Source organism: Streptomyces sp. NPDC041068 (genome assembly GCF_040647455.1).
Taxonomy (GTDB): Bacteria; Actinomycetota; Actinomycetes; order Streptomycetales; family Streptomycetaceae; genus Streptomyces.
Genome location: NZ_JBEZCG010000024.1, coordinates 99,578 through 123,533 on the forward strand (window position 1 = coordinate 99,578; position 23,956 = coordinate 123,533).

Sequence of the window (23,956 nt, forward strand, 5' to 3'; positions counted from 1 at the left end):
GGACAGGGCACGAACCCGTCCCGCTGCTTACGCTCCGTGACGACAGACGGACACTATGACCCACCGTGCCCCTGCCCAGGGGAGTGATCGGAGTAGGCGGTGGATGACCGGTCCTGGCGCTCAGACGCGACGAGTCGATCGTCCCGCCCCAAGGAAATGGACACCTCGTGGCATCCACGGACCCGGGTCCGTGCCGACGAGCAGACTCGGACGGTGGGGACAACGGTCGGAGTGGCCCCGACATCGGAGTGGCCCCGACAACGGCCGGAGCGGCCCCAGAGAGACCGGAGAGGGAACCCCACCATGCAGGAATCCGGGCAGGCCCGACGGGCGGGAAACCTGCCGACCGAGACAACGAGCTTCGTCGGGCGCGGGGCCGAACTGCGGGCCGTCGCGGCGGCGGTGGCCGATGCCCGCCTCGTGACGCTGACCGGCGTGGGCGGAGTGGGAAAGACGCGCCTCGCCCAGCGCGCCGGGGCCGAACTGCGGGGCGGCTTCCCCGACGGGGTGTGGCTGGTCGGCCTCTCCCAGCTGAGCGAGCCGGCCCTGATGGCACTCGTCCTGTACGAGGCCCTGCGCCTCGCCGACCAGACCAACCGGCCCGCGATCGAGGTGGTGGCCGACTGGCTGGCCGACAAGGAACTGCTGCTGATCCTGGACTGCTGCGAACATCTGGCCGCCGACTGCGCCGACTTCGTACGAACACTGCTGGCCGCCGCCCCGGGAGTACGCGTCCTTGCGACCAGCCGCCGCCCGCTGGGCCTCGCGGGCGAGGACGTCGTGCCCGTGCCCCCGCTGCCTGTCGACTGCCAGGGCACACGGCTGCCTGATGCGGTGCAGCTGTTCATGGACCGCGCCGACGAAGCCGCGCCCAGCGCGGTCCTCGCGGAGGAGGACGGCGAAGCGGTGGCGGAGATCTGCGCCCGCCTCGACGGCATCCCCCTCGCCATCGAGCTGGCCACCGCCCGGCTGCAGGAGATGGACCTGGGCCTGCTCCAACAGCGCCTGCACGCCCGCTTCGAGACGCTCACCGCCCCGCACACCTGGCACGACAAGGGCGAGCCCCGGCACCAGGCCCTGCGCACCACCATCGGCTGGAGCCACCAACTCTGCACCCCGGAAGAGCGGTTGGCCTGGGCCCGCCTCTCCGTCTTCGCCGGCGGCTTCGAGCAGGAGGCGGCCGAGCTGGTGTGCGCCGGAGGACCACTGGGCAGCGACCGGATCGGGGGGCTGCTGTCCACGCTGGTGGACAAGTCTCTCCTGCGATCGACGACGACCCCGCGCGGCCCGCGGTACTCGATGCTCGACACCGTCCGTGAGTACGGCGAGGAGTGGCTGCGCGAACTCGGCGAGGAACAGCGCCTTTCGGAGCGGCACCGGGACTACTACCGCTGGCTGGCCCGCCTGGGCTACCAGGAGTGGTCGGGGCCCCGGCAACTGGACTGGTACCGGCGCACCACGGCGGAGCACGGCAATCTGCGTACGGCGCTCGACGCGTGTCTCACCGATCCGGACCCGCGCCTCGCGCTGGAGATGGCGGGCAACCTGTGGTTCTTCTGGTGCTGCTGCGGCTTCCAGCGCGAGGGCCGCCACTACCTGGACCAGGCCCTCGCCAGGAAACCGGACACCGGGCCCGGCCCGGAGTGGTTCTGCGCGCTGTGGGCCGGCAACCTCCTGGCCTCCATGCAGGGCGACTTCGATGCCGCAGCGGCGTTCGAAGCCGTCAGCACGCCGATGGCGGAGCGGATCGGCGACCCGGCGACGATCGCCGCGGCGCGCTGCGGCACGGGGGCGCGACTGGCGCTCTCCGGCCAGGTGGAACAGGCGCTGGCTCCCTTCGCCGAGGCACTGGGCCCCCCGGACCGCGCCGCCTACGCCGTCAGGTTCCTCGCGATGGGCGGCGTCGCGTTCAGCCACTTCCACAAGGGCGAGTTCGCCCGAGCCGCCGTGGCCGCCGACGCCCTGCGCGAGCAGTGCGAGCAGCGCGGCGAGCTGTGGTCGCGTGGTTATGCCCTCTACTGCCTGTCCCTTGCCGCGCTGGGCAACAGGGATCCGGCAACGGCCGTCCGCCACGCCCGTAAGGCCCTGGCCATCAAGTGGCTGCTGCACGACGCCCTCGGGGCGGCGATGATCCTTGACGCGATGGCGCCGGCCGTGGCCGAGCACGACCCGGAGCAGGCCGCGCTGCTGCTCGGCGTCGCCGACACCCTCTGGCGCTTCACCGGCCGCGCGCAGTTCGGCGCTCCGGAACTCGTCGCGGCCCGGCGGGCCTGCGAGCGCCGGATCCACGACGCCATCGGTGGCGCGGCGTACGAAGCCGCCTACCGAAAGGGCCTGGAGAGCAGCTCCGACGACGGCATCACCTACGCCCTGGAAGAAGGGCCCCGCGCAACGCCCGAGGGCGGCACCCCTACCTGAAGCAGGGGTGCCGCCCTCGGTTCGCGTGAAGCGATGAACCGCCGATCCGCGAGGGATCAGAAGTCCATGTCACCGCCCGGCATGCCGCCCGGAGCGGCGCCGGCGGCGGCCTTCTCCGGCTTGTCGGCGATGACGGCCTCGGTGGTGAGGAACAGCGCGGCGATGGAGGCGGCGTTCTGCAGGGCAGAGCGCGTCACCTTCGCCGGGTCGAGGATGCCCTCGGCGATCATGTCGACGTACTCACCGGAGGCGGCGTTCAGGCCGTGGCCGACGGTCAGGTTGCGCACCTTCTCGACGACGACACCACCCTCCAGGCCGGCGTTGACGGCGATCTGCTTCAGCGGGGCCTCCAGGGCCAGCTTCACAGCGGCGGCACCGGTGGCCTCGTCGCCCTCGAGCTCCAGCTTCTCGAACACCTGGGAGGCCTGCAGCAGGGCCACGCCACCACCGGCGACGATGCCCTCCTCGACGGCCGCCTTCGCGTTGCGAACGGCGTCCTCGATGCGGTGCTTGCGCTCCTTGAGCTCGACCTCGGTCGCGGCACCGGCCTTGATGACCGCAACACCGCCGGCGAGCTTCGCCAGGCGCTCCTGCAGCTTCTCGCGGTCGTAGTCGCTGTCCGAGTTCTCGATCTCGGCGCGGATCTGGTTCACGCGGCCCTGGACCTGGTCGCTGTCACCGGCGCCGTCGACGATGGTCGTCTCGTCCTTGGTGATGACGACCTTGCGGGCGCGGCCGAGCAGGTCGAGACCGGCGTTCTCCAGCTTGAGGCCGACCTCCTCGGAGATGACGGTGCCACCGGTGAGGATGGCGATGTCGCCGAGCATGGCCTTGCGGCGGTCACCGAAGCCCGGGGCCTTGACGGCGACGGACTTGAAGGTGCCACGGATCTTGTTGACGACGAGCGTGGACAGCGCCTCGCCCTCGACGTCCTCCGCGATGATCAGCAGCGGCTTGCCCGACTGCATGACCTTCTCCAGCAGCGGAAGGAGGTCCTTCACGTTGGAGATCTTGGAGTTGACGATCAGGATGTACGGGTCGTCGAGCGACGCCTCCATACGCTCCATGTCGGTGGCGAAGTACGCCGAGATGTAGCCCTTGTCGAAGCGCATGCCCTCGGTGAGCTCCAGCTCCAGACCGAAGGTCTGGGACTCCTCGACGGTGATGACGCCTTCCTTGCCGACCTTGTCCATGGCCTCGGCGATGAGCTCGCCGATCTGGGTGTCGGCGGCGGAGATGGAGGCCGTCGAAGCGATCTGCTCCTTGGTCTCGACATCCTTCGCCTGCTCGAGCAGGGCGCCCGAGACGGCCTCGACGGCCTTCTCGATGCCGCGCTTCAGGGCCATCGGGTTGGCACCGGCGGCCACGTTGCGCAGACCCTCGCGCACCAGGGCCTGGGCCAGGACGGTCGCGGTCGTCGTGCCGTCACCGGCGACGTCGTCCGTCTTCTTCGCGACCTCCTTGACCAGCTCGGCGCCGATCTTCTCGTACGGGTCCTCGAGCTCGATCTCCTTGGCGATGGAGACACCATCGTTGGTGATCGTGGGGGCGCCCCACTTCTTCTCGAGGACGACGTTGCGACCCTTGGGGCCCAGGGTCACCTTGACGGCGTCGGCGAGCTGGTTCATGCCGCGCTCGAGGCCGCGCCGTGCCTCCTCGTCGAACGCGATGATCTTGGCCATGTGAAGTGGTCCTCCCGGACGGGGTGGAAACGCAAAAACGGATCGTGCTGGCGCCCGCGACGGACGGCCTGCATCCCTTGTGGTTCCTTGCCCCACCCGGTCTGCGGACCTCACCGACCCGATCCAAGTTCTGTCACTCTCACTCGTAGAGTGCTAAGCCCAATGATTAGCACTCGACCCCTGTGAGTGCAAGATGCGCCTGCGAAGCAGGCTCCTTGAGGGGTGGCGGTCGGGCGACGGGTGGGCGCAAGCGCCTCTTACGGATCTCGGACAGCCACAGGACTGCCCACGCGGGCGCCCCGGCACACACGAGGGGCCCGTACCCCTGATGGGATACGGGCCCCTCGCTGTGCTTGCGTCGGTGGCCGATCGCGCCGAGCTAGACGGCGAGCTTGACCATGTCCGCCTGCGGACCCTTCTGGCCCTGCGAGATCTCGAACTCGACTCGCTGACCTTCTTCCAGGGTGCGGTAGCCGTCCATCTGGATCGCGCTGTAGTGGACGAAAACATCCGCACCACCGTCGACCGCGATGAAGCCGTACCCCTTCTCCGCGTTGAACCACTTGACGGTGCCCTGAGCCATGCCTAACTCCCCTATTACTGGCCCTTGCACAGGACCGCACTTCGCGGACCCGGGTCAGACCTCACCCCCCATTGGTTGGGGGTGTGCGCCGGAACGCGTCGACCGCCGCTGAATGTATCTGTCCAACTGCCGTCTGCAACAGGTCAATCGGACGAGAATTCTGGGCACGACCGATCGGGAAAATGCGGAGATTCTGCCAGAATTCAGGGCAAGTCGGGCCCGGCAAATGCCACGTAAGGCTCAAATGGGCAGCACTGTTTGGCTACTTCTTGTCGACTCCAGGCCGACTTCATATATGCGCTCGGCACTAACGGCGAAGCACGCTTCCCAACTGTACCGCGCTCAACCATGCAGAATTGCCCCCTCCGTTTCTCTCGCGGAGGGGGCAATTCAGATAACGCAGGGTACTTGCGAAAAGATCAGCCGCCGGCGACGGCGGGAATGATCGAGACGCCCGCGCCGTCCGGCGTCGCGGTCTCCAGACCCTGCTCGAAGCGGACGTCGTCGTCGTTCACGTACACGTTCACGAAGCGGCGCAGCTTGCCCTGGTCGTCCAGGACGCGGGCCGCGATGCCGGTGTGGTTCTTCTCCAGATCGGCGATGACCTCACCGAGGGTGGCCCCCTCGGCGGCGACCTCGGCCTGACCGCCGGTGTAGGTGCGAAGGATGGTGGGGATGCGGACGTTGACGCTCATGGGGTTCACCTCAAAGTACGGGGCGGGAGTGTGCCCCTGAAAGGGGCGCGGGGAACTGCGCGACCAGCCACGACGGTCCCGCAGTCGGGAGAAGGGGTCAGGCCCTACGGCGACTAGCCGGCGAGCCCCGCGGAGCGGAACGCCTCAAGGCTCGGCTTGATCGTGGCGGTGGCCTGCGACGTCTCGGCAACGGCGTCGAGGGTCTTGAGACCGTCCCCCGTGTTCAGCACGACCGTGGTGCGGGACGGGTCGATGAGACCGGCCTCGACCAGCTTCTTCGTGACGCCCACCGTCACACCGCCGGCAGTCTCCGCGAAGATCCCCTCGGTCCGCGCAAGGAGCTTGATGGCATCGACGACCTGCTCGTCGTTCACGTCCTCCACCGCGCCGCCGGTGCGACGGGCGATGTCCAGGACGTACGGACCGTCGGCCGGGTTGCCGATCGCCAGCGACTTGGCGATGGTGTTCGGCTTCTGGGGGCGCACGACGTCGTGGCCCGCCTTGAACGCCGCGGACACCGGCGAGCAGCCCTCGGCCTGCGCACCGAAGATCTTGTACGGCTTGTCCTCGACGAGGCCGAGCGCGATGAGCTCCTTCAGCCCCTTGTCGATCTTCGTGAGCTGCGAGCCCGAGGCGATCGGGATGACCAGCTGGTCGGGGAGGACCCACCCCAGCTGCTCGCAGATCTCGTACGCGAGGGTCTTGGAGCCCTCGCCGTAGTACGGCCGGAGGTTCACGTTGACGAAGCCCCAGCCCTCGCCCAGCGGGTCGCCGATGAGCTCGGAGCAGAAGCGGTTCACGTCGTCGTAGTTGCCCTCGATGCCGACGAGCTCGCCGCCGTAGACCGCGGCCATGACGACCTTGCCCTGCTCCAGGTCGTGCGGGATGAACACGCAGGACCGGAAGCCCGCGCGGGCGGCGGCGGCGCCCACGGCACCGGCGAGGTTGCCGGTGGAGGAGCAGGACAGGGTGGTGAAGCCGAAGGCGCGCGCGGCCTCCAGGGCCTGCGCCACGACGCGGTCCTTGAAGGAGTGCGTGGGGTTGCCGGAGTCGTCCTTGACGAACAACTTGCCCTGCTCGACGCCGAGTTCACGGGCGAGGTTGTCGGCCTTGACGAGCTTGGTCCAGCCGGGGTTGAGGTTCGGCTTGTCGGCCACGTCGGCGGGGACGGGGAGCAGCGGGGCGTAGCGCCAGATGTTGGCGGGGCCCGCCTCGATCCGCTTGCGCAGGGCCTCCGGGTCGCCGAGGGGCAGGTCGTACGCGACTTCGAGGGGGCCGAAACACTCGGCACAGGCGAAGACCGGTCCGAGCGGGAACTTGGTGCCGCACTCCCGGCAGGAGAGGCCCGAGGCGGGACCGAGGTCTACGGGGGTGGTGGTGCTTTCGGTGGCGACAGTCTGCACAGCCATGGAGGCGAGGCCCTTTCTCCTCATCTTCCTCGCGACGCATCTCGCCGCGAGACGGATTTGGCACCTTCCCTAGCCGGGAGCCTCGCGGCGCAGAAACGCGACGAGACCGGCTGGAGGGTTGCCGGGGCTTCAACGGGCCGTATCCCTCTGCCCCTCTGGATGAGCGGTATTCGATTGTGGGTTTCAGTTGTTGACCTGGAACGCGGCGGCGACCCCAACATGCGATGGTCACCGGCGTTGTTCAAGACTGTAACCGAAGCCCTGGACCCTTGAGATAGTCGTCCGAACCGCGAGATGGATCACATACGGGAGGACCCTGACCGTGCTGGAAGAGGTCGAGCGCTGGCTGAGCAGGCGTTCCTGGTCCGTCACCGACCGTCCACTGGAGCGCCTCGTCGCCGCCAAGCGCGCGTCGGGCACCTCGGTGAGCGTCGTGCTGCCCGCGCTGGACGAGGAGGAGACGGTCGGCGAGATCGTGGCCGAGATCCGCCGTGAGCTGATGGAGAAGACCTCGCTGGTCGACGAGCTCGTGGTGATCGACTCCGGCTCGCGGGACCGCACGGCGGAGGTCGCGGCGGCCGCGGGCGCCAAGGTCGTCCACCGGGACGAGGTCCTGCCGCGCATCGCGCCCGTCCCCGGCAAGGGTGAAGTTCTGTGGCGCTCGCTGCTCGTCACGAGCGGTGACGTCGTGGCGTTCGTCGACGCGGACCTGAAGGAGTTCTCCGCGGACTTCGTCTCGGGGATCGTGGGCCCGCTGCTCACCGACCCGGACGTGGACTTCGTGAAGGCGATGTACGACCGGCCGCTCGGCGGGGCGGCAGGCCAGGGCGGCCGCGTGACCGAGCTGATGGCGCGCCCGCTCCTGAACATGCACTGGCCCCAACTGGCGGGCTTCGTCCAGCCGTTGGGCGGCGAGTACGCGGCCCGCAGGTCGCTCCTGGAGCGGCTGCCGTTCCCCGTGGGGTACGGCGTGGAGCTGGGCCTGCTCGTCGACGCGCTGCACACGGTCGGCCTGGACGCCCTCGCGCAGGTGGACGTGGGCGTGCGCAAGCACCGGCACCAGGACGGGCAGGCGCTCGGGCGGATGGCGGCGGCGATCTACCGGACGGCGCAGCTGCGCCTGGCGCGCGGACATCTCGTACGCCCCGAGCTCACCCAGTTCGAGCGGGGTGAGCGCGGGTTCGAGCCGAGAACGTATGCGATCGACACGGAGGAACGGCCCCCCATGACCGATATCTCCGAGTATGCACACCGTCGCGTGGCGTAACCGCCCATGATCATGCGCTTTGCCTACATTGCCCATTTATGTGGGTCAGACATGCAATGAGAGCCATGCGGCGGGCGGGCGGACTGACGCTCGCCACCGCCACTGTCGCGGCCGGGGTGCTCACCGCGACCGCGACGCCCGCCGCCGCGGAGGTCATCGAGCCCTTCGCCAAGCGCTACGACGAGTCGCTGTACGGCGACTTCAAGACCATCGGCAACACGGTCCTGGACTGCCCGACGGGCCCCGCCGACGTGGCCGCCGCCTGCAAGGAGACCCAGCAGGCCCAGGGCACCAAGAACAACAACAACTTCATCGAGCGCCGCATCGACGTGGCCGGGCTGACCGGCACCTTCGACTCCAGCACGGGACAGGTGACCATCCCGCCCGGCGCGAAGGTCGACTACGCGCGGCTGTTCTGGGGCGGCAACGCGGGCACACACCGCTTCGGCAGGACCGTCCGCGACATCTGCGACCTCAACCGCGACGGCAACGCCCCGGTCGACCCCGCTCCCGGCGACCCGCTCACCACCCGTCCGGTCATCCGGGTCGGCGGCGGCGCGCAGTCCACGGTGGACGTCGAGAACGCGGTCCGCACCCCGAACGCCACCCAGGGCCCGCACTACTACACCGCCGAGGCCGACGTGACCTCCTCCTTCGCGGGCGCCACCACCGGCAGCCCGGTCGAGGTCGCCGTCGGCAACGTCTGGGCGCCGACCGGTCAGGGCTGCGTCGGCGGCTGGTCGCTGACCGTCGTCTACAAGTACGACGGGCCCAACGAGCAGTACGCGCCCGACCGCCGCAACGTCTACATCTGGGGCGGCCACGTCATCCAGCGCTCGGTCAGGCGGGCGGCGGCCCCGGCCGGCTCCACCACCGTCCCGGTGGACGGCTTCTACCGCACCGACGGCGACATCCACGCCAGCACGACGGCGTACGAGGGCGACTGGAACACCAAGGGCGACCAGTTCCTGGTCAACGACCGGCCCGTCACCGAGTCGCACACCGGCAGGACCGACAACTTCTTCATCAGCGAGGACGACGGCGCGGTCACGCCCAAGTACCGCAACAACCTGAGCATCGACGCCAAGGCCTTCGATGTGCCGGACGGGGCGATCCCCGTGGGCGCCACCTCCGCGAAGCTGACGTTCACCAGCACCGGCGACGTCTACGTCCCCTCGCAGCTGGCGCTCTCCGTGCCGGTCCCCGACCTGGAGGTCACCAAGACCGCCTCGCCGGCCAAGGTGAAGCCGGGTGAGAAGCTGACGTACACCGTCTCGGCGAAGAACATCAGCAAACTGCCCTACCCCGGCGCCAAGTTCAGCGACGACCTGAGCGGCAACCTCGACGACGCGGTGTACAACAACGACGCGAAGGCATCCACCGGCACCGTCTCGTACACGAAGCCGAAGATCGGGTACGTCGGTGACATCGCGCCAGGACAGACCGCGACCGTCACCTACTCGGTGACCGTCAACGACCCGGTCAGCGGCGACGGCAAGCTGCTCAACAACGTCGACGTGGAGACCCCGCGCTCCAACTGCGACAAGGACAGCACCGACCCGAACTGCACCTCCGAGCCGGTCATCGACTACCCCGAGCCGCCGATCGAGGTCATCAACCGGCCCGTCCGCCGGGTCGTCCCCGCGTGCGGCTCCACCACGAACACGATCACCCTCAAGAACACCTCGTCCGACCCCCGCATCGGCGCCTCCGCCTCGTGGCCCGTGAAGCCGGGATCCACGCCCGTCGCGAGCTCCGGGAAGGTCACCAGGCAGGGCTCCACGTACGTGTGGCGGGGCACCGTCCCGGCCAAGGGCAAGGTCACCGTCACCCAGAAGGTCAAGGTGTCCTGCACGCCCGGCGAGGTCACCGTCATCACGGTGACGGCGCCCGGCAGCAACTGCTCGAAGTCGAAGCGGGGCGGCGACGACCCGTGCACCTCGGCGGTCCTCGCCCAGCGGGTCCAGGCGCGGCCCGCGCCGCCGCAGCAGCAGCCCGGACAGCCGGAGCAGCCGCGCGACCAGCTCGCCGACACCGGCAGCGACTCCTCGACCATGCTCTACGGCGGGGTCGCGGCCGCGCTGTGCGGGCTCGGCGTGCTGGTGCTCGCCGCGGTGCGGGGGCGGCGCGACTGACCTGACGCCGTACACGGCCGGGCTCCGCGGATGTGCCGGAGCCCGGCCGTACGTTTGCCCGACCCCGGGACGGGCTACGTTTTGCCACATGGTCTCCGAGTCCGGATCGGCATCAGCGGCGGCATCAGTGTCGGCTTCCGCAGCGCAGGTACTCGTCGCGTCCAACCGCGGCCCCGTCTCGTACACGGTCGGGGAGGACGGGGAGCTCACCGCCAGGCGCGGCGGGGGCGGCCTGGTCTCCGGGCTGAGCGCGATCGGCGACCGGGCGGACTCCCTGTGGGTGTGCGCGGCGCTCGGCGAGGGCGACCGCGAGGCGGTGCGCCGGGGAGTCGGCGAACCCGGCGTACGGATGCTGGACATCGACGCGGGCTCCAGCGAGGGCGTGCACGCGGCCGCCTACAACGGCATCGCGAACTCGGCCCTGTGGTTCGTGCACCACATGCTCTACCAGACCCCTCTGGAGCCGACCTTCGGCCCGGAGTTCCGCGCGCAGTGGGCGGCGTACGAGACGTACAACCGCGCGTTCGCGCAGGCACTGGCCGCGGAGGCGGGCCCGGGGGCGGCGGTCCTCGTGCAGGACTACCACCTGGCGCTGGTGCCGGGGATGCTGCGCGAGCTCCGCGACGACCTGCGCATCGGCCACTTCTCCCACACGCCCTGGGCGCCCGCCGACTACTTCCGGATGCTGCCGGACGACGTGGCCGAGCAGCTGCTGCGCGGCATGCTCGGCGCCGACCGGCTCGGCTTCCTCACCGGGCGCTGGGCGGACGCCTTCACGGAGTGCTGCGTGCGGGTGCTCGGCGGGACGTCGGGGACGCGGATCGGGGTGCACGGGCTCGGTGCCGACGCGGACTTCCTGCGGGAGCGCTCGCGACGCGACGACGTCGAGGAGCGGATGCGGGCGCTGCGCGAGCAGGCGGGCGAGGACCGGAAGCTGATCGTGCGGGTGGACAGGACGGAGCTGTCCAAGAACATCGTGCGCGGGCTGCTCGCCTACCGGCAGCTCCTCGATGACCGCCCCGAGTGGCGCGAGCGGGTCGTGCACGTCGCCTTCGCCTACCCCTCGCGGCAGGACCTCGCGGTGTACCGCGACTACACGGCGGAGGTCTCCCGGGTCGCCGAGTCGATCAACTCCGAGTACGGCACGGAGAGTTGGACCCCGGTGGTCCTGCACGTCAAGGACGACTTCGCGCGCTCGCTCGCGGCGTACCGCCTCGCCGACGTGGCCCTGGTCAACCCCATCCGCGACGGCATGAACCTCGTCGCGAAGGAGGTCCCGGTGGTCTCCGACGAGGGCTGCGCGCTCGTGCTCTCCCGGGAGGCCGGTGCGTACGAGGAACTGGGCGAGGACGCGCTGCCGGTGAACCCGTACGACATCATGGCCACCGCCGCCGCCCTGCACACGGCGCTGACCATGCCGGACGACGAGCGCGCCGAGCGCACCAAGCGCCTCGCCGCGGCGGCGACGGCGCTGCCGCCCGCGCAGTGGTTCCTGGACCAGCTGCGGGCGCTCACCGACTGACGGCCGCCGTCCGGCCGCCGTCCAGTCCAAGCACCGCTTCGGTTTGTCCATGGGCCCGGTGCGCCGGCCGTCACTACGGTCCCCGCATGACCCTGCGCCGTACGAGCATCGTGACCCTCACGGCCCTCACCGCCCTCGCCGCGGCCGGCGCGGGCCTCACGCCCACCGCCGCCGCGCGATCCGGCACCGCGTACCACGTGGACTGCGCGAAGGGTGACGACACCGCGTCCGGCACCTCCGCGAGGGCGGCCTGGCGCACGGTGGCCAAGGCGAGCGGGCACACCTTCGGCCCCGGCGACCGGCTCCTGCTCAAGCGGGGCACAAGCTGCACGGGGGTGCTGGCTCCCAAAGGTGCGGGTGCGGCCGGCGCCCCCGTGCGCATCGACGCGTACGGCGACAAGCGGGCCGCCAAGCCCCGCGTCGAGGCCCAAGGGGCACGCGCCGCAGTGCACTTGGTCAACACCGAGCAGTGGGAGATCCGGAACCTGGACCTCTCCAACACCGGACCCGCGACCACCACCGAGCGCCGCGCGGGACTGTACGTGCAGCTCACCGACTACGGCACGGCCGAGCACTTCGTCGTCGACGGGGTGGACGTGCACGACGTCAACGGCGCCGACTTCAAGGACCCGGACCCCTCGGGCGGCATCCTCTTCGTCGTGCGGGGGACGGCGAAGCCGACGCGGTTCGCCGGAGTGCGTGTCGAGGACTCCACCGTGCGCCACGTCGACCGCACGGGCATCGGCATCATGTCGACGTGGGACGGCCCCGGGAAGTTCGCCACCGGCGTGCGGTTCCAGCGCAACAAGGCGTACGACGTGGGCGGCGACGGCATCGTCGTCCACGAGACCAGCAGGGCGCGCGTCGAGCACAACTACGTCGACGGCTTCAACATGCGCTCCGCCGGCTACAACGCGGGCGTGTGGGCCTGGGAGTCCGAGGACGCGCTCTACCAGTTCAACGAGGTCACCGGCGGCCACGGGACGCGCGACTCGATGGCGTACGACATCGACGGCGGCAACGTCCGCAACACCTACCGCTACAACTACAGCCACGACAACGAAGGCGGCTTCCTACTCGTCTGCAACGGCGAGGGCAAGGTCAGCGACGGCAACAGGATCCACGACAACATCAGCGTCAACGACCGCAACACGACGTCCCCTTACGCCGTGATCTCGGTGGTGTGCGGGGCGGCCACGGACACACAGGTCTACCGGAACACGGTCGTCACCGACCGCGCGGACACCGCCCTGGTCTCCAACAACGGCCCGACCGGCGTGACCTTCCGGGACAACGTCTTCGTCGGGGCGTCCACCGGGTCGGGCTCCCCCATCGAGGACACGGTCAGCACCTACGAGGGCAACCTGTACTGGAACACCGCACAGCCCCGCGACACGAAGGCCGTGAACGCCGATCCGCGGTTCGTCTCCGCGGCGCCCGCGAAGCCCGGTGACGTACGCCTGAAGGACGGTTCACCGGCGCGGGGCGCCGGGGTGGGTACGGACGACGGGACCGCGTACGACTACTTCGGGAACCCGATCCCGGACCCGCCCAACATCGGTGCCGATCAGGCGCGTTGAGCGGGGCCGCCGAGGCGGGCGGCGATCGCCGACAGCAGGCGCACCACGCCGAGCGGTCCTTCCACCACCAGGTCGGCCCGCCCGGCGAGCTCCGCGACCTCCGCGCTGCCGCTGCACACGAGCAGGCCCGCGACACCGTCCGAGCGGAGCTTCTCGACCGCGCCGAAGGCGGGCAGGTCGCCGAGGTCGTCACCGGCGTAGAGGACGGACTCCGCGCCGACCTCGCGCAGGTACTCGGCGAGGGCGACGCCCTTGTCCATGCCCGGGGGCCGGAGCTCCAGGACGAGGCGGCCGGGTTCGACGATCAGGTCGTGCCGGTTCGCCAGCTGGGCGAGCGGTCCGCGCAGCGCCTCGAAGGCGGCCTGCGGGTCCTCGGCGCGGCGCGTGTGGACCGCGACCGCGCGGCCCTTCTCCTCGATCCAGGTGCCGCGCCAGGCGCCGATCGAGTCGAGGAATCCGGGGAGTTCGGCGCGGACCGCCGCGACCCCGGGGTGCGGCTCGGCTGCGTGGACGGTGCCGGTGACGGCGTCCCAGCTCTCGGCGCCGTAGTGCCCGAGGACGACGAGGTGTTCCAGGCCCGGTACGCCCGCGAAGCCGCCGTACCGGACGGCGACGCCGGCGGGCCGTCCGGTGACCACGGCGACGGACCGCAGGCGCGGGGCGAGCGCGGCGAGCGCGGGGACGGCGTCGGGGTGGGCGCGGGCCTGCTCGGGGTCGGGCACGATCGGGGCGAGCGTGCCGTCGAAGTCCAGGGCCACGACGGCCCGTTCGGGGCGTGCGAGGAGCGCGGCGAGGCCGTCGCGCCCTGCGGGCGTCACGGGCTCGGGCAGGTCCGGCGGCTCGGGCAGGTCCGGCAGGGAGTACGTAGGGTCACCCATGGGCCCGACCTTAGCCGCGTCAGCGCTCGTCGCGCCGTGACTCCCGCACCCGCCGCAGCCGATTGACCGTAATCGGGTCATGGGCGAGCGCCCTGGGGTCGTCGAGGAGGGCGTTCAGGACCTGGTAGTAGCGCACCGGGACCATGCCGAGCTGTTCGCGGATGGCACGTTCCTTGGCACCCGGGCCCGGCCAGTCCCGCCGTTCCAGGGCGAGGACGGCGCGGTCCCGCTCGGAGAGCTCCTGATGCTCCTGATCGGTCATGCCCGACACGTTATGCCGCGCTCCCCTCGTTCCTCTCTTATTCCGCGTTCTCCTCGGACAGCGCGCGGTTCTGGATCCTGCGCAGGATCGACGCGGGGTCGCCGCTCTTGTCGACGGTCCTGCCGATGTCCTGCTTGATGTCCGCGGAGACCTGCGCCCAGGACGTCTTGCCCACCGGGTACAGCTGCGAGGTCGGCAGCTCCTCCAGGAACTTGCCGAGATCGGTGTGGCCGCGGTCCGCGGCCATCGCCTCGGACGCGGAGGTGGTCACGGGCAGGATGTCGTACTCGTTCGAGAACTCGAGCACGTTCTTCTTGCTGTAGACGTAGTCGAGGAACTTGCCGGCCTCCTTGCGGTGGCCGTTCTGCTTGAACGCCATCATCCAGTCGGCGACGCCCATCGTGGCCTGCGCCTTGCCGTTGATGCCGGGCGCCGGCACCATGCCGAACTTCACGCCCTTCTTGGCGGCCATCTTCATCAGCGTGGGGTGGCCGTTGAGCATGCCGACCTCGCCGCGCGTGAACGCCGCGAAGGCGTCGGCGCGGTTCAGCTTGCCGGGCGGCGTAGGTCCGGTGAGCCCCTTGCCGACGAGCTCGTCCCTGAGCCAGGTGAACGTCTTGGCGTTCTGCTTGGAGTCGATGTCGTACGAGCCGACGTTGTCGGTGTAACCGCCGCCGCCGCTCAGCATCCACATCAGCGTCTCGGCGGGCGCCTCCTCGGAGCCCAGCGGCAGCGCGTACGGGATCTTCACGCCGCGCGCCTTGAGTGCCTTCGCGTCGGCCTGCAGCTCGCTCCAGCTCTGCGGCGGAGTGAGGTTCGCGTCCTTGAAGAGCTTGGTGTTGTAGAAGAGCAGACGCGTGGAGGAGGCGAACGGCATGCCGTACTGAACGCGGTTGACCTCGCCGGCCTGGGAGAGCGGGGCCAGGAAGTCGGCCTGGGTGGCGATGGAGAGGAGCTCGTCGGCCTCGTAGAGCTTGCCCTGCGCGGCGTAGTCGGCGTAGGCGCCGATCTGTGCCAGGTCGGGGGCTTCGCCCTTCTTGACCATCTCCTTGACCTCTCGGTCCACGTCGTTCCAGGAGTGGACGGTGACGTCGATCTTGATGCCGGGGTTCTCGGCCTCGAAGCCCTTGGCGAGCTTGTCCCAGTACTTCTTGGAGCTGTTCGCCGCGGAGTCGCCGTAGTCGGCGGCGACCAGCTTGAGGGTGACGTCGTCGTCGCCACCGGGACCGCCGCAGCCGGCCAGGACTCCCGCCATGCCCAGTGCGGCCACCGCCGCGGTCAGTCCTGTCACGCGCCGCTGCACAGCTGTCCCACCCTCATTGCTTCCACGTTCTGAGGCGTCCCTGCCCCAATGCCCTTGAACTGCGAGTTTCCCCCGAGTCCGGACACAAGGTCTACACCACCCGCGTATCACTTGTGCAACGGCGGCCTCAGCTATGTCCATTGCCGGGGCGGCCCGACGGCTGCTAAGCACATCACGTTCATGCACAGCACACCCGAACGTCCCGCACGACGAGGAGCCTTGCCGCATGTCGCGTACCGCAGCAGAAATAGCCACCCAGCCCGCGTGCTGGCGCCGGGCGGCGGAGGCGGCCGCCTCCTGGGGGGCCACCCAGGCGTCCAGCTCCGGGGGTGGGTTCCCGAAGCCGGGTGAGCGGGTCGCCGTCACCGGGTGCGGGACGTCGTGGTTCATGGCCATCGCGTACGCGGCGCTGCGCGAGGCCGCGGGCCAGGGCGAGACGGACGCCTTCGCCTCCTCGGAGTTCCCGGCCGGGCGGAGCTACGACCGGGTCGTCGCGATCACGCGCTCCGGCACGACGACGGAGGTCCTGGAGCTCCTCGCGGACCTGAAGGGCAAGGTCCCGACGGTCGCACTCACGGCCACCCCCCGTTTGGGAGAAGAGGCGTCCCCCGTCATGGAGGCGGCGGACTCCGTCGCGGTCCTGGACTGGGCGGACGAGGAGTCGGTCGTGCAGACCCGCTTCGCGACGACGGCGCTCGCCTTCCTGCGGGCCGGGCTCGGCGAGATCCCCGGCGTGAAGTCGGTGGCCGACGCGGCGGTCGACGCGGAGCTCGCGGTGACCGAGCCGCTGCCCGCCTCGGTGGTCGCGGCCGAGCAGTGGACGTTCCTGGGCCGCGGCTGGACGTACGGCCTGGCCCTGGAGGCCGCCCTGAAGATGCGCGAGGCCGCGGGCGCCTGGACGGAGTCGTACCCGGCGATGGAGTACCGCCACGGGCCGATCTCCATCACGGGCCCCGGCCGGGTGGCGTGGATGTTCGGCACTCTGCCGGAGGGCCTCGCCGGTGACGTGGCCCGGGTCGGCGGCGAACTGGTCGCCCGCCAGGAGACGGACCCCCTGGCCGACCTGATCCGCGCGCAGCGCCTCGCGGTGGCCCTCGCCGAGTCCCGCGGCTTCGACCCGGACCGCCCGCGCAACCTGACGCGGAGCGTGATCCTGAACTGAGCCCCGGGCAGCGCCCGGGGTGAACAACCGGCGCCCCCCGCATAGACCCCCGCACACGACAAAAAGGACCTTCGTCCCGCGCCAGTGCCCGAAGTGGACTAGACCTTTCACGGGGTGACGCGCGAGACTGTCCCCCGTGAGACACGTCATCGCCCTCGATGTGGGCGGCACCGGAATGAAGGCCGCCCTGGTGGGGGCGGACGGCACCCTGCTGCACGAGGCGCGCCGCCCGACCGGGCGCGAGCGCGGGGCCGACGCCGTCGTCGAGTCCATCCTCGACTTCGCGGCGGACCTGCGCGCCCACGGCATCGAGCGGTTCGGGGAACCCGCCGCCGCGGCCGGCGTCGCGGTGCCCGGCATCGTCGACTCCGAGCGCGGCATCGCGTTGTACGCCTCCAACCTCGGCTGGAGCGACGTCCCCCTGCGGGACCTCCTCAGCGCCCGCCTGGAAGGCGTCCCCGTGGCCCTGGGCCACGACGTCCGCACCGGCGGCCTCGCCGAGGGCCGCATCGGTGCGGGCAAGGGCGCGGACCGCTTCCTCTTCGTGCCGCTCGGCACGGGCATCGCGGGCGCCATCGGCATCGACGGCGCCATCGAGCCCGGCGCCCACGGCTCGGCCGGCGAGATCGGCCACATCGTCGTACGCCCCGGAGGACCGCCCTGCGACTGCGGCCAGCGCGGCTGCCTGGAGCGCCTCGCCTCCGCCTCCGCGGTGAGCAGGGCCTGGGCCGAGGCGAGCGGCGATGCCGACGCGGACGCCGCCGACTGCGCCAAGGCCGTGGAGTCCGGCGATCCCCGGGCCCAGGAGGTCTGGCAGAACGCCGTCGACGCCCTCGCCGACGGCCTCCTCACCGCGCTCACTCTGCTGGACCCGCACACCCTGATCATCGGTGGCGGTCTCGCCGAGGCCGGGGAAACCTTGTTCACACCGCTGCGGGCCGCCGTCGCGGCGCGCATCGTCCAGCTCCAGACACTGCCGGAGATCGTCCCCGCGGCCCTCGGCGACACCGCCGGGTGCCTGGGCGCGGGCCTGCTCGCCTGGGACCTCGTCGACCAGAAGACTGCCGTCGCAGACACCGCCGCCACAGACACCGACCCCACGGAGGTAACCACCTGATGGCCACTAGCAAGGTTCTCGCCGGTGCACAGGTGGTCCTGCCCACCGGGACCCTCACGAACGGACGCGTGATCGTCGACGGCACGCGCATCGCGGGCAGTGCTCCCGCGGACGCGGAGACGATCGACCTCGGCGGCCACTGGGTGGTCCCCGGCTTCGTCGACATCCACAACCACGGCGGCGGCGGCGCCTCCTTCACCTCGGGCACCGTCGAGGACGTACTCAAGGGCATCCACACCCACCGCCTGCACGGCACCACCACCGTCGTCGCCTCCTTCGTGACCGGTGAGATGGATTTCCTCACGCAGCGCGCGGGGCTCCTCTCCGAGCTGGCCGAGCAGGGCGAGATCGCGGGCATCCACTTCGAGGGCCCGTTCATCTCCCCGTGCCGCAAGGGCGCCCACGACGAGACGCTGCTCCGCGACCCCGACCCGGCCGACGTCCGCAAGCTGATCGACGCGGCCCGCGGCCACGCCAAGATGGTCACCCTCGCCACCGAGCTGCCGGGCGGCATCGACTCCGTACGCCTCCTCGCCGAGCACGGCGTGATCGCGGCCATCGGCCACACGGACGCGACGTACGAGCAGACGGTGGAGGCCATCGACGCGGGCGCCACCGTCGCGACGCACCTCTACAACGCCATGCCGGCCCTCGGCCACCGCGCCCCGGGCCCGATCGCCGCGCTCCTGGAGGACGAACGGATCACCGTCGAGCTGATCAACGACGGCACGCACCTCCACCCGGCCTCCTTCGAGCTGGCCTTCCACCACGCGGGCGCCGACCGCGTCGCGCTGATCACCGACGCGATGGACGCGGCAGGATTCGGCGACGGCCGCTACATGCTCGGCCCGCTGGAGGTCGAGGTGAAGGACAGCGTCGCGCGCCTCGTCGAGGGCGGCTCGATCGCGGGCTCGACCCTCACCCTGGACCGCGCGTTCAAGCGCTCGGTGACCGTCGACAAGCTGTCCGTCGAGGACACCGTCCGCGCCATCTCCGCCAACCCCGCCAAGCTCCTCGGGATGTACGACACGGTGGGCTCCCTGGAGCCCGGCAAGGACGCGGACCTGGTGGTCCTGGACGCGGCCTTCGACCTCAAGGGTGTGATGCGCAAGGGCGAATGGGTGGTTGACCCCTTTTAGCCCCCAACTCGGGTGATTCCACCACCCGTTCACTCGTCGTGGAACGCAAGGCGGTTGGCCCTGACCTCTGGGCCAACCGCCTTCTGTTTGGCATGATCAGACCCCGTAGGAAGGCCGACGGACAGGCGCGTCAGAAGCACTTCGGGGGTGGTACGAGTGATCCTCACCGTCACGCTGAACGCCGCCCTCGACCTCACCTACCGCGTGCCCGCGCTCACCCCGCACGCCTCGCACCGCGTCACCGAGGTGACCGAACGCCCCGGCGGCAAGGGCCTGAACGTCGCCCGCGTACTCGCCGCCCTCGGCCACGACGTGACCGTCACCGGCTTCGCGGGTGGCGACACCGGCCGCACCCTGCGCGAACGCCTCGCCCTCGAACCGCGCGTCACGGACGCCCTCGCCCCGGTCGCGGGCCCCACCCGCCGCACCCTCGCCGTGGTCGACGACGCGACCGGCGACACCACGCAGCTCAACGAACCGGGCCCGGCCGTCAGCCCCGAGGAGTGGGCCGCCTTCCTGGACTCCTACGAGGAGTTGGTGCGCCGCGAGGGCATGGCCGCGGTCGCCCTCTGCGGCAGCCTGCCGCCCGGCGTGCCCGTCGGCGCCTACGCCCTGCTCGTACGGGCCGCACGCGCCGCGCAGGTCCCCGTCCTGCTCGACACCAGCGGGGAGCCGCTGCGCCGCGGCGTCGCCGCGCGCCCCGACATCGTCAAGCCCAACGCCGACGAACTCGCCGAGCTGACCGGCTCCCACGAGCCCGCGCAGGCCACCCGCGACGCCCGCCGCAGGGGCGCGCACACCGTGGTCGCCTCGCTGGGCGCCGACGGCCTCCTCGCCCTCACCCCGGACGGCGGCTGGCGGGCACGGCCCCCGAAGCGGGTGCGCGGCAATCCGACGGGTGCGGGCGACTCGGCCGTCGCGGGGCTGCTCTCCGCGCTCGCCGAAGGGCTGCCGTGGCCGGACCGGCTCGCCCGCGCCGTGGCGCTGTCCGCGGCGACCGTGGTGGCGCCGGTGGCAGGCGAGTTCGACCCCTCGACGTACGAAGACCTGCTGACGCGGGTCGCGGTGACCGGACAGGCCACCGCGGCGTGAACCGCCGCAGCGGCGTATAGAGCCGTTTTCGCACCGCACAACGGGGCGCAGCGCCCTGGGAATTGGGGAGCATCGTGCCACTCGTCAACACCGGGGAACTCGTCGCGGACGCCCGCGCCGCGGGTCACGGAGTCGCCGCGTTCAACGTCATCACCCTGGAGCACGCGGAGGCCGTCGCGCTGGGTGCCGAACGGGCGGGGACCCCGGCGATCCTGCAGATATCCGAGAACGCGGTGAAGTTCCACGGCGGGCGCCTGTCCGCGATAGCGGCCGCGACGGCATCGGTGGCCCGCGCCTCGTCGGCCCGCCTCTCCCTCCACCTCGACCACGTGACGGACGTCGAGCTGCTGCGGGCCGCGCACCCCGAGGGCTTCAGCTCGGTCATGTTCGACGCGTCGAAGCTGACGTACGGCGAGAACGTGAAGGCGACGGCGGACGCGGTCCGTTGGGGCCACGAGCGCGGCATCTGGGTCGAGGCGGAGCTCGGCGAGGTGGGCGGCAAGGAGGGCGAGGCGCCGCTGGACGCGCACGCGCCGGGGGTGCGCACCGATCCGGCGGAGGCGGCCGCGTACGTCGCGGAGACGGGCGTCGACGCCCTCGCGGTGGCGGTGGGCTCCTCGCACGCGATGACGGAGCGCACGGCGGCCCTGGACCACGAGTTGATCGCGTCCCTGGCGGCGGCCGTCCCCGTGCCCCTGGTCCTGCACGGCTCAAGTGGCGTACCGGACGAAGAGATCCGCCGCGCCGTCGCCTCCGGCATGGTGAAGATCAATGTGGGCACGGCCCTCAACACGGCGTTCACGGGCGAGGTGCGCGCGTATCTGGCCGCCCACGACAAGGGCGTCGACCCCCGGAAATACCTCGTCCCGGCTCGCGAGGCGATGGCCGGGACGGTGGCGGGTTTCCTGGGGCTGCTGAAGTAGCCCCAGGAGAAGGGCTGCCGAGGGCTAGCCGTTGCTGCCCTCCACGAGCCACATCTGGTCGATGTTCGCCCCGGTCGTCCCGCAGAGGTCGCTCTGCGCGCAGGTCAGCGTGACGGTGTTCGTCCCCTTGGTGAGCTGGACCACCGCCCAGGTGTTGGTCCAGCCCTTCTCCCAGTCGCCTTCCTTGGCGCCGGAGAAGTTCTTCATGTTCAGGGGGCGGGTCTGCTTCTTGCCGTTGACGAGGATGGTGGCGTTGGAGTCCTTGCCGGGGACGCCGTAGTTCACGCGGAGGCTGTAACTGCCGTCCTTGGGGATGCCGTTGACCGTCCAGGTCACCTGGGCGCCGACCTTGTCGAAGCCCGCCACGTAGACCCCGCCGGCCGCCTTGGCGCCGTCGAGGTCGGAGGCGGTGGTCGTGCCGCCCTCCAGCTTCAGGGCCTTCGCGTCCGTCTTGGGGAGCTCGACGTTCTCCTCGGGCTTCTTGGTCGGCTTCTCGCTGGGCTTCACGGACTCGGCCTGCGACGGCTTGCCGCCGGCTTCCTTGCCCTCGTCGCTCTTGTTGCCGTCGCCCCCGAAGAGCACCGCGGCGCCGATCCCTATGGCGACGACCGCCACCACGGCGATGGCGGCGATCAGCAGCCCCTTGGTGTTGGGGCCGCGGCCCCGGCCACCGCCCGCGGGTGCGTACTGAGGGCTCGTGACGGGGGCGCCGCCCGGCTGCGCCTCGGGCGCGGTGTAGTGGGCGTTCGGCTGCCCATAGGGCTGCTGGCCCTGCTGCTGCGGGACCTGCTGGCCGTACGCCTGCTGGCCGTACTGCTGCGTCGGCTGGGTCTGCCCGTACTGCGGGCGCCGGTCGCCGACCGCTCTCACCTGGTTGTACGAGGACCGGGGACCCGGGTACCCGTAGCCGCCACCGCCGCTGGGCGGGGTCGCTCCGGCTGCCTGTCCGTCCTCGTACAGGTAGCCGAACGGATCGTCGTCGCCCTGCGGCGCGCTCGGCGTGTTCTCGCCGTTATTGCCGGGCGTCATTCCCTGGTCACTCCCTTACATCGCTGACGCGGGGAGCCTACCCGGTCCGAGTGAGCCCACGGGGTGGCGTTGACCTCATCCGGGCCGCTAACCCGCCCGGCGGTGCTGCTTGGCACGGGACCGTTTCTCCACGTACATCCGCTGGTCAGCGGAGTGCAACACTTCGTCGGCCGACATCCCGCAGTGGGCCCAGCCGATGCCGAAACTCGCCCCCACACGGACCGCCCTTCCGTCGACGCGGATCGGCGGGATGATCGCGTTCCGCAGCCGGACCGCGAGGTCCTGGGCGTCGGCGCGGCCGAGGCCGTCGGCGAGGACGACGAACTCGTCGCCGCCGAGCCGTGCCACGGTGTCCCCGTCCCGTACGCCGCTGGTGAGGCGTCTGGCGACCTCGATGAGGACGGCGTCGCCGGTGTGGTGCCCGAAGCGGTCGTTGATCGACTTGAAGCCGTCGAGGTCGCAGAAGAGGACCGCGAGCCCCTTGGTGCCGTCGTCCACGTCGCCGTCGCCGCCCTCGGGGGCGATGGTGTGGACGTGGTGGTCGAAGCCTTCGTCCTGCTGGTGCGAGGCGTGACCGAAGTCGAAGCCGTGTTCGTACGCGGCGTCGAGGGAGTCCACCGCGCTGGGCTGCCCCGCGTGGGGCCTCCTACAGAGCCGGGCGCTGAGCCGGGCGCGCAGCTCGGCGGAGTTGGGCAGACCGGTGAGCGAGTCGTGGCTGGCCCGGTGGGCGAGCTGCAGCTCGCGGCGCTTGCGGTCCTCGATGTCCTCGACGTGCGTGAGGAGGAAGCGGGGGCCGTCGGCGGCGTCCGCGACCACGGAGTTCCTGAGACTGACCCAGACGTACGTCCCGTCGCGGCGCGCGAGGCGCAGCTCGGCGCGGCCGCCCTCGGCGGAGGTGCGCAGGAGGGTGCCGATGTCCTCGGGATGGACGAGGTCGGAGAAGGAGTAGCGCCGCATGGCCGACGCCGGGCGGCCGAGCAGGCGGCAGAGCGCGTCGTTCGTCCGCAGGATCCGGCCGTGCTGGTCGCCGCCCATCTCGGCGATGGCCATGCCGGAGGGGGCGTACTCGAAGGCCTGGCGGAAGGACTCCTCGCTGGCCCGCAGTGCCTGCTGTTCCCTTTCGAGCCTGACCAGGGCGCGCTGCATGTTGGCCCGCAGGCGGGCGTTGCTGATCGCGATGGCGGCCTGGAAGGCGTACATCTGCAGGGCCTCGCGGCCCCAGGCGCCGGGCCTGCGGCCGTTGCGGGGGCGGTCCACGGAGATCACGCCGAGGAGCTCGCCGCCGGCCGCGCCGGTCGCGTACATGGGGGCGAAGAGGCGGTCCGAGGGGTGCCACTCGTCCTCGAAGCGGGGCTCGGGGCCTTCAGTGTACCACTGGGGGACGTCGTCGTCGTCGAGGACCCAGCCCTCGGTGTACGAGATGAAGCGCAGGGCGCCCCACGGCTCGCCCATGGCGAGGCGGCGCTCCCAGGCGTCGCGGGAGCCGACGCGTCCGGTGATGAGGGCTTCGGCGGAGGGGTTGCCGGCGAAGGCCGCGACGACGAGGTCGCCGTCCGGGCGCACGAGATTGACACACGCCAGCTCGTAGCCAAGGCCGTTGACGACTCCGTCCGCGACGGTCTGCAGCGTGTCCGCCAGGCTCCGGGCCGTGTTGAGCTCCGCCACCACCTGGTGCAGCTGCCGCAGGGTCGCAAGACGGACGTACGGCTCCGACTCGGTCTCCATGCTCGTTCTCCCCGAGACCTCGACAGCAACTCCAG

General features: G+C 70.9%; 19 protein-coding genes and 1 riboswitch. Of the genes, 10 read left to right on the forward strand and 9 right to left on the reverse strand.

The window, feature by feature from the left end; all coding sequences use genetic code 11:
* The first annotated feature begins 303 nt into the window (after nt 1–303).
* Nucleotides 304–2,418, forward strand: coding sequence for a hypothetical protein (locus tag AB0B50_RS39510; protein WP_362341148.1), 2,115 nt, complete (start codon nt 304–306; stop codon nt 2,416–2,418).
* Nucleotides 2,419–2,474: 56 nt separating this feature from the next.
* Here AB0B50_RS39510 and groL read toward each other — a convergent pair whose 3' ends face one another.
* The 4 genes from groL to thrC all read right to left on the reverse strand — a co-directional run bounded on the left by groL (nt 2,475) and on the right by thrC (nt 6,787).
* On the reverse strand, nt 2,475–4,100 hold the full coding sequence (groL, locus tag AB0B50_RS39515; protein WP_362341151.1) for a chaperonin GroEL: 1,626 nt from the start codon (nt 4,098–4,100) through the stop codon (nt 2,475–2,477).
* Nucleotides 4,101–4,479: 379 nt separating this feature from the next.
* Nucleotides 4,480–4,683 (reverse strand): cold-shock protein, encoded by a 204-nt coding sequence (locus AB0B50_RS39520; RefSeq protein WP_005315736.1) that lies wholly within the window; start codon nt 4,681–4,683, stop codon nt 4,480–4,482.
* 419 nt (nt 4,684–5,102) lie between these two features.
* Nucleotides 5,103–5,378, reverse strand: coding sequence for a ubiquitin-like small modifier protein 1 (locus AB0B50_RS39525; protein WP_128432056.1), 276 nt, complete (start codon nt 5,376–5,378; stop codon nt 5,103–5,105).
* Between the two features lie 113 nt (nt 5,379–5,491).
* Entirely contained in the window at nt 5,492–6,787 is a 1,296-nt protein-coding gene (gene thrC / locus AB0B50_RS39530; RefSeq protein ID WP_362341156.1) for a threonine synthase, read from the reverse strand.
* Between the two features lie 17 nt (nt 6,788–6,804).
* A riboswitch (SAM riboswitch) is annotated at nt 6,805–6,953 on the reverse strand.
* A gap of 156 nt (nt 6,954–7,109) precedes the next feature.
* Between thrC and AB0B50_RS39535 the strand changes: the two genes are divergently transcribed.
* The 4 genes from AB0B50_RS39535 to AB0B50_RS39550 all read left to right on the forward strand — a co-directional run bounded on the left by AB0B50_RS39535 (nt 7,110) and on the right by AB0B50_RS39550 (nt 13,291).
* Nucleotides 7,110–8,054 carry a glucosyl-3-phosphoglycerate synthase gene (locus AB0B50_RS39535; RefSeq protein ID WP_362341159.1) on the forward strand — a complete coding sequence of 315 codons (945 nt, stop codon included), beginning with the start codon at nt 7,110–7,112 and terminating at the stop codon, nt 8,052–8,054.
* A gap of 65 nt (nt 8,055–8,119) precedes the next feature.
* Nucleotides 8,120–10,189, forward strand: a complete 2,070-nt coding sequence (locus AB0B50_RS39540) for a hypothetical protein (RefSeq protein WP_362341162.1) — start codon at nt 8,120–8,122, stop codon at nt 10,187–10,189.
* Between the two features lie 88 nt (nt 10,190–10,277).
* Nucleotides 10,278–11,711, forward strand: a complete 1,434-nt coding sequence (locus AB0B50_RS39545) for a trehalose-6-phosphate synthase (RefSeq protein ID WP_362341165.1) — start codon at nt 10,278–10,280, stop codon at nt 11,709–11,711.
* Nucleotides 11,712–11,797: 86 nt separating this feature from the next.
* Nucleotides 11,798–13,291 carry a right-handed parallel beta-helix repeat-containing protein gene (locus tag AB0B50_RS39550; RefSeq protein WP_362341169.1) on the forward strand — a complete coding sequence of 498 codons (1,494 nt, stop codon included), beginning with the start codon at nt 11,798–11,800 and terminating at the stop codon, nt 13,289–13,291.
* Here the strand turns inward: AB0B50_RS39550 and otsB are convergent.
* Genes otsB through AB0B50_RS39565 form a run of 3 tightly spaced genes read right to left on the reverse strand, consistent with a single transcriptional unit; the run spans nt 13,279 to nt 15,686 of the window.
* On the reverse strand, nt 13,279–14,169 hold the full coding sequence (gene otsB / locus AB0B50_RS39555) for a trehalose-phosphatase (RefSeq protein WP_362341172.1): 891 nt from the start codon (nt 14,167–14,169) through the stop codon (nt 13,279–13,281). The two genes, AB0B50_RS39550 and otsB, sit on opposite strands and share 13 nt — an antisense overlap.
* A 19-nt stretch (nt 14,170–14,188) precedes the next feature.
* The gene (locus AB0B50_RS39560; protein WP_362341177.1) at nt 14,189–14,431 is read right to left on the reverse strand and encodes a DUF3263 domain-containing protein; all 243 of its coding nucleotides are present in this window, start codon (nt 14,429–14,431) and stop codon (nt 14,189–14,191) included.
* A gap of 37 nt (nt 14,432–14,468) precedes the next feature.
* A complete protein-coding gene (locus AB0B50_RS39565) occupies nt 14,469–15,686 on the reverse strand; it encodes an extracellular solute-binding protein (RefSeq protein ID WP_362341251.1) in 1,218 nt (405 codons plus the stop codon).
* Between the two features lie 274 nt (nt 15,687–15,960).
* On the opposite strand from AB0B50_RS39565, the gene AB0B50_RS39570 reads away from it, so the two are divergent.
* From AB0B50_RS39570 to AB0B50_RS39590, 5 genes are all read left to right on the forward strand, one after another.
* The gene (locus tag AB0B50_RS39570; RefSeq protein ID WP_362341180.1) at nt 15,961–16,896 is read left to right on the forward strand and encodes a sugar isomerase; all 936 of its coding nucleotides are present in this window, start codon (nt 15,961–15,963) and stop codon (nt 16,894–16,896) included.
* 136 nt (nt 16,897–17,032) lie between these two features.
* Nucleotides 17,033–18,013, forward strand: a complete 981-nt coding sequence (locus tag AB0B50_RS39575) for an ROK family protein (RefSeq protein WP_362341183.1) — start codon at nt 17,033–17,035, stop codon at nt 18,011–18,013.
* Nucleotides 18,013–19,152, forward strand: coding sequence for an N-acetylglucosamine-6-phosphate deacetylase (gene nagA / locus AB0B50_RS39580; RefSeq protein WP_362341187.1), 1,140 nt, complete (start codon nt 18,013–18,015; stop codon nt 19,150–19,152). Before AB0B50_RS39575 ends, nagA begins: the two co-directional genes overlap by 1 nt.
* 156 nt (nt 19,153–19,308) lie before the next feature.
* A complete protein-coding gene (locus AB0B50_RS39585) occupies nt 19,309–20,244 on the forward strand; it encodes a 1-phosphofructokinase family hexose kinase (RefSeq protein WP_362341190.1) in 936 nt (311 codons plus the stop codon).
* Nucleotides 20,245–20,318: 74 nt separating this feature from the next.
* On the forward strand, nt 20,319–21,167 hold the full coding sequence (locus AB0B50_RS39590) for a class II fructose-bisphosphate aldolase (protein ID WP_362341193.1): 849 nt from the start codon (nt 20,319–20,321) through the stop codon (nt 21,165–21,167).
* 24 nt (nt 21,168–21,191) lie between these two features.
* Here AB0B50_RS39590 and AB0B50_RS39595 read toward each other — a convergent pair whose 3' ends face one another.
* Both AB0B50_RS39595 and cdgB read right to left on the reverse strand, forming a co-directional pair.
* Complete coding sequence (locus AB0B50_RS39595; RefSeq protein ID WP_362341196.1) at nt 21,192–22,196, reverse strand: carbohydrate-binding protein; 1,005 nt, start codon at nt 22,194–22,196, stop codon at nt 21,192–21,194.
* Between the two features lie 87 nt (nt 22,197–22,283).
* Complete coding sequence (gene cdgB / locus AB0B50_RS39600; RefSeq protein WP_362341198.1) at nt 22,284–23,921, reverse strand: diguanylate cyclase CdgB; 1,638 nt, start codon at nt 23,919–23,921, stop codon at nt 22,284–22,286.
* Between the last annotated feature and the right edge of the window lie 35 nt (nt 23,922–23,956).